The sequence below is a fragment of the Bifidobacterium sp. POST2/T3 (B1) genome (assembly GCF_058197115.1).
On sequence record NZ_JBVPQK010000141.1, the window covers coordinates 1 to 6,364 of the forward strand.

2 protein-coding genes and 1 pseudogene are annotated in these 6,364 nt (G+C 59.9%); 1 reads left to right on the forward strand and 2 read right to left on the reverse strand.

Features of this window, described 5'->3' with window-relative positions; translation table 11 throughout:
* On the forward strand, positions 1–603 hold a 603-nt coding region (locus AC0AP0_RS07500), incomplete at its 5' end, for an MFS transporter (RefSeq protein WP_490429981.1).
* 195 nt (positions 604–798) lie between these two features.
* Here the strand turns inward: AC0AP0_RS07500 and AC0AP0_RS07505 are convergent.
* Positions 799–4,372 (reverse strand): annotated as a pseudogene (locus AC0AP0_RS07505) (RCC1 domain-containing protein).
* Between the two features lie 516 nt (positions 4,373–4,888).
* The coding region (locus AC0AP0_RS07510; protein WP_490429983.1) for an RCC1 domain-containing protein at positions 4,889–6,364 on the reverse strand (1,476 nt) is incomplete at its 5' end.

Consider the following 6,364-nt stretch of genomic DNA (forward strand, 5'->3'; position numbering starts at 1 on the left):
GGCATCGGGCTGATCCTGATCTTCTACTTCATGAACTACTGCATGTCGCCCATCTTCAACGCCATCGGGCGTGACGTCTACAAGGTGTCGACCACCACGGTCTCCCTGCATGTGGTCTGGGCCTTCCTGGTGGCCGCTGTACTGGGCACCACATCGGGCGCCATCGTGGACAGGATCGGCCGCAAGCCCGCCATCATCATCGCCGCCTGCCTGATGATCCTGGGCTTCGCAGGGACGGCTCTGGTGGTCAATTCTGGCCTGCTGGCCCTGACGCTGACTGCCTGCGTCTACTATGCCGGGGTCGGACTGATGTATTCGCCCATCGTCTCCACCGTGCTTGACACCCTGCCTCAGGACCAGTCTGGCCGCGGCGTGGGCATGAACGATCTGGTCATGAACGTGACCGGCTCCATCGGCATCGCCATCATCGGCGGTCTGATGGGCAAGCCCAGCCTGGAGGGCTTCAGCATCATGGGCGCCACAGGTCCGGCTGCCAACTACAGCAACCTGCTGCTGATCGGGGCTGCTGTGTCCCTGCTGGGCCTGGTTGTGTATTTGATCTGCAAGAAGACCATCTACGCTACGACTGCAGACCAGCAGTAGAACAGTTGTAGTCGACCGTCCGAGCGCTATAAGAGGAGTTGCTTCCTGTGTTGCGCTTGGGCGGTCTATTACTATGTGTGGTGGGGGCGCGGGAGGAGTGTCGGCTCACTTGGGGTTTGAGCCTTTATTGACGCTGGCCTCCCTGCTCCCCCTGTTTTGGCCGGGGACGGGGGGATTGATCCGTCCCGGCCTGTCTTACTCGTGTGAAGCGTGTAGCAGCTGTAGTTGTTCTCTGCGGTGGCGGCGGGATGCCAGCACCCCGCCCATGCCGGTCATGCCGGTGGTCAGGGCGAGCAGGATGCCTTCCCCTCCGGCCCGGGGGAGCACGCCTGGAGGCGCTACAGGCGTGTAAGTGTATTGGAGGGAGGTGTACGGTTGCTGGGATGCGCCACCCAGCTTGTAGTCGACGCTGACGGTGACTGTGCCCTGCTCATGTGCAGGCGTGGTCACGGTGACGCTGTTGCCATCGCCGCGCTTCAGGTCAGATATGGCAGTTTGGTCGAACTTAACACCGGTGATCACCGGCGTTAAGTTGAAGACCACCGGCCCAGGAACATTCGAGTTGTAGGTAGTGCCGTTGCCGAGCTGGCCATAGCTGTTGCCTCCCCATGCTTTGGCATTCCCGTCCATGCCGATCGCCAGTGAATGCCACCATCCGCTGCTTACTTGCACGGTGTTCAGCCAGGGACCGGCCGCGCTTGTGGACTGCTTGGAGGCGAACACCTTCACGGGGATTGTCTGATTGTTTGTGGTGTTGTTGCCGAGTTGGCCATAGCCGTTGCCACCCCAGGCGTATGCGCATCCGTCGCTGCCTGCAGCTAGCGAATGGTACTCTCCGGCGCTGACCTGTATGACTTTGAGTCCTTTGTTCGGGTTGTAGAAGTTGTCGGGGTCGCGCACGCGCACAGGTGCATATGAATCACTTGTGGTGGTGTTGCCGAGCTCACCATTGCTGTTGTATCCCCATGCGTATGCGTATCCATCGCTGCCCACGGCCAGCGAATGCTCGCCTCCGGCGCTGACCTGTATGGCTTTGAGTCCTTTGTTCGGGTTGTAGGAGTTGTCGGGGTCGCGCACGCGCACAGGTGCATATGAATCACTTGTGGTGGTGTTGCCGAGCCTGCCATTGACGTTGGCTCCCCATGCGTATGCGTATCCGTCGCTGCCCACGGCCAGCGAATGCCAGTATCCGGCGCTGACCTGTGTGACTTTCAGTCCTCTGCTCGCATCAGCGGGGTTGTCGGGGTCGCGCACGCGCACTGGGACAGGATTTGCATCATATTCCCCACTTGTGGTGGTGTTGCCGAGCTGGCCATTGACGTTGGCTCCCCATGCGTATGCGTATCCATCGCTGCCCACGGCCAGCGAATGTTGGTATCCGGCGCTGACCTGTGTAACTTTCAGTCCTTTGCTCTCGTCGCCAGGGTTGTCGGGGTCGCGCACGCGCACAGGAACAGACGAACTCGAAGAGGTGCCGCTGGTGTTGTTGCCGAGCTGGCCGTTGTTGTTGTTTCCCCAGGCGTAGGCGTATCCGTCGCTGCCCACGGCCAGCGAATGCTGGCCTCCGGTGCTGACCTGCACGTAGGTGAAATCCGCCGGCGCGTCTGCAGGCTTTCTCACTACGACCGGTGTACTTTTGTCTCTGTGCGTCCCGTCGCCAAGCTGGCCATACCAGTTTGATCCCCAGGCGTAGGCGTTCCCGTCGCTGCCCACAGCCAAAGAAAATCCATAACTGTAGTCTGTTGATCCGGTGATTTGGTTGAATTTGATGCCGTTGGTAGCTGCTGGCGGGGTGATGGTGGTGGTTTCGTTGCCTAGCTGGCTGCCCTTGTCGGGGTTGATGGTCCATCTGCCTGGCGTCCATTTGGCGGTGAGGGTGAGGTTTTGGGTCACGGGTTTGCTGAAGTCGTAGGCGACCTGCCCGGTGAACCATCCGTCGAACTGGTAGCCGTCGCGTACCGGGTCGGGGGAGGGTCGTTTGGCCCTGCCGTAGGGGTAGGGGACCTGCTGGTCTTCGGGTTTGGTGTTTGCTTCGCCTGTGTCGAAGGTGACTGTATGGGTGGTGTCTGTAGTGGCGTCTCTGGTCAGGGTCTGGTCGACGGTGTAGTTGAGGTTCTTGGTGAAGGGCTGGCCGTATTGTTTGCCGGTGATGAGGATGGCTGCTGGTCCGGGCTTGCGGGCGGGCATGTCTGTCTGCCAGGCGTTGCCGGTTTTGCTGAGTTTGAGGGTCTGGCCGTCTATGCTGGCTGTTTCCAGAATGGGTGCCTGTGTGGTGTTGGTCCTTGTCGGTTTGCCGGGCTTGTCTTGAGCATCCAGGCTCCACTGGTATAGGCTGCCTTGTCTGTTGGTGGCGGTGATCCTGCCGGAGGCTTCGGCGGCCTGCATGTACTGCTGGCTGCCGTCGTCCGCGCGGACAGGTTTGCTGCCGGGCTTCCAGGCCCAGAGGCGGCCGTCCGTGCTGGTGATGATGGCCTGGCTGCCGTTGGTGGTGATTGAGCGGGCTTTCATGCTTTCCGGCAGGCTGGCGGCTGTTATTTTGGTCGAGCCGTCGGCCAGGTACCAGGCTTGTCCGTCCGCGTCCTGGAGGAGGAGCCCCTTGTTGAGGGCTTGGGTTTGGATGATGCGCGTGCCTTGGTCTTGTTCAATGCGTTCGAGCTTGGCTTTTCCTGTGCTGTTCGCGTCCCAGGTCCAGGTTTGCCCGTCCGTGTCCAGGATGAGGATCCGCTGGTCGGAGGCCACGGCGGTCACGGCCTGCGCCTGCCCGAGCAGGCTGATTGCGGCCTTCTGGGTGAATTCCGGGGTCGGGTCCTGGCTGCCGGCCTGGCTGGACTGGTAGGCGTGGACCCGGCCCTGCTCGTCCACTGCTAGGAGTCGGTCATCGTTGATGCTGATGCTAGTGAAGTGGGTGTTGTGGCCGGTGTCAAGGATGGTGGGCGTTGCTTGTTGGCTGGTCCATGTGTAAATATGCTGGTCGGATCCCAAGGCGGCCTGCCACTGGCTGCCGGCTGTGGCCTGCAGGTAGTGGAACCCTTCGGCGGCATAGGCGGGGGAGGGCACCTGCTTGGGAGTGCTGTCTTTCGTCCATGTGTAGATGCTGCCGTCGCCGGTCAAGCCGACTGTCTGGCCGCCTGTACTGTGGATATTGCTGAAACGTGGTTCTTGCTTGTCGGGCGGGTTGATGGCCAGGCGGGCTCCGGAGGCGGGCCCATGATCCGAGCTCAGCGTCCAGTCTGTGACTTTGGTCCACTGGGCTTTCAGGGTTGTGTCCTGGAGGATGGGGGTCTGTGAGTCGAACGGCTGACCGTCATGCGTCCATCCATCGAACCGGAAGCCATCACGTACAGGGTTGTGTTCCGGAGGTGAGGCGAGAGTCCCGGTTTTCACGCTCTCCTGTGTCGGCTTGCTGCCGTCGGCAGGATCGAAACGCACCACATGCGCGGCCTGACCATCCGTCGTGCTGAATGACTTGAGTGAAGCGGGGTCTGTGTTCTCTAATGTGCCCGTCGGCGATGGCGGGGTAACCGGACTTGCTGTCGGGCTTAATGGTGTGGTGGTTTGTATAGGTGATGGTGAGGGTAGTGGTGCGTCTGTTGCGTTGCTGGGGGAAATGCCGGGGTTTTGCTCAGCTACGCGAGGGGTCTGACGACCCCCCCCCCCCGGTGAGTACAGGAGCGTCCGCTTGGGCGGATGCGACGCCCAGGCCTGCCAGCAGGCCAAGCAGGACGGCCGTCATCGCCAACGCGCGATGCAAGCGGGAAACTAAATGCATGAAACCAAACCCCTTTACCAATACCAAACGGCGCCAATAGCTTACCTATGCAAGCTTCTTCCTATCGGAAAGCCGCCCAGTCTGCCAAGGCCAGCCGTGTACTCAATCGCAAGAACCAGTAGCGGAAGCCAGCCGTCTCACTGAAACCCCTGCCTCTCACTCTACCACCCAGCACACAAACAACACAAATAAGTAAGAGCTAGCCTCCCGGCTGCAATGATCCTCTCGGCTGGGGAGGGCAGCTGCTTACAGCAATTATCTGTGATGTGAGTATGGACAGTGGCTGGGCTGACTTGTGCTCATGTGCCATCGGCCTGCCTGTCCGAGTTTCGCTATCTGCAGTGTAGAAGCGGGGAGTGCATGACCGCTTTCGACTTTTATCGGCAGCAATTGACAATAGTGTGGTGGGGGGGGCGCGGGAGGTGTGTCGGCTCCCTTGGGGATGAGCCTTGTATGACATTCCTCCGTGCGCCCCTTGTAAGCCGGGGCGGGGGGATTGATCCGACCTGGCCTTTCTTACTCGTGCAAAGTGTGTAGCAGCTGTCTCTGTTCTCTCAGATGACGGCGGGAGGCCAGCACCCCGCCCATGCTGGTCATGCCGGTGGCGAGGACGAGCAGGACGCCTTCACCGCCGGCTTTAGGCAACACACCCAAGGGTGTGTACGTGTATCTGAGGGAGTCGTAGGTCAGGGTGCTTCCTGTGCCGCCCAGCGTGTAATCCACGCTGACCGTGACCTCGCCCGGTTCATGGGGAGGCGTGGTCACTGTGACGCTGCCATCGTCTTGGCTTTTAGATATATCCTTGATGGCTTTGCCGTCGAAGCTGACACCGGTGATTACTGGAGACAGATCAAACGTCACCGGCACCGGAACACGATTCGCGTCGTTGCCGCTGGTGGTGCCGTTGCCAAGCTGACCATACCGGTTGAATCCCCATGCACTTGTGTTACCGTCTTTGCCGATTGCCAGCGAATGATTCCCTCCGGCGCTAATTTGCGCTGTGTTCAGCCAGGATCCAGCAGCGCTCGTAGATTGATCGGAAGCGAACACCTTAACGGGGGAATGTTGATCGCTCGTGGTGTTGTTGCCGAGCTTCCCATAGTTGTTTTGTCCCCACGCCCAGGCGTTTCCATCCGTGTCGACAGCCAGCGAATGAGCCCATCCGGCGCTCACTTGCACAGCTTTCAGCACTGTACTTGTATCCTTTGGGTTGAGAAGCACCGAACTGGGGACAGGATTCCTTAGGCTGCTTGTTCTGCCGTTGCCGAGTTGGCCATAGTCGTTGTGCCCCCATGCCCATGTGTTCCCATCTTGGTCGATTGCCAGCGAAAGAGAGCCTCCGGCGCTGACCTGGACAGCTTTGAGCACCGTGTTCGCATGCTTTGGATCGAGCAGCACCGAGCTGGGAGTAGGATTCGCGTTAGTGCCGCTGGTTTTTCCGTTGCCGAGTTGGCCATAGTCGTTGCGTCCCCATGCCCATGTGTTCCCATCTTGGTCGATTGCCAGCGAATGAAAATCTCCGGCGCTGACCTGGACAGCTTTGAGCACCGTGTTCGCATGCTTGGGATCGAGCAGCACCGACTGGGGGGTGTTAGTGCCGCTGGTTTTTCCGTTGCCGAGTTGGCCGTTGTCGTTGTATCCCCATGCCCATATGTTCCCATCTTGGTCGATTGCCAGCGAAAACAACCTTCCGGCGCTCACCTGTATGGCTTTCAGCCCCGTATCAGCGTTGGATCCTGTGGAAGGATCGCATACGCGCACGGGGACGGACGAAAAGCTTGTTATGCTGTTGCCGAGCTGGCCGTTGTTGTTGTTTCCCCAGGCGTAGGCGTATCCGTCGCTGCCCACGGCCAGTGAATGATCAGTTCCGGCGCTGACCTGCACATAGGTAAAGTCATCCGACACACCTGCAGGTTTCTTCACTATGACTGGTGTATTTCGGTTGCTGGTATTTCCGTTGCCGAGCTGGCCGTAGTTGTTGAATCCCCAGGC